Below are 246 nucleotides of genomic sequence, written 5' to 3' on the forward strand. Positions count from 1 at the left end.
ATCGAAGCCCACATCGATCTTTTTCTTGAGGTTCTTCGCTTCCTCGCGGGCGGGACCGGTCTTCCAGTCCGGCCGGGCGCCGATCGTGTACCGCCGCTCCAGGCCACTACGGGTGCGATAATTGAGAATGAATGACCGGGCGCCGCCGGCGGTGACGCGGATGCCGAAGCCCTTCACGTCATCATCATAGGTGATCTTGTTGCCGGTGGCCGGCAGCGGAAGTTTGTCGATCAGCGTATCGTTTAG

1 protein-coding gene is annotated in these 246 nt (G+C 60.6%); it reads right to left on the minus strand.

Going from position 1 to position 246, the window contains the following annotated elements; all coding sequences use genetic code 11:
* Positions 1–246: Arm DNA-binding domain-containing protein (locus EOD29_RS34135; protein ID WP_281059266.1), on the minus strand; the 246-nt coding region annotated here is incomplete at both ends.

It is taken from the genome of Mesorhizobium sp. M1A.T.Ca.IN.004.03.1.1 (genome assembly GCF_003997555.1).
GTDB lineage: Bacteria > Pseudomonadota > Alphaproteobacteria > Rhizobiales > Rhizobiaceae > Mesorhizobium.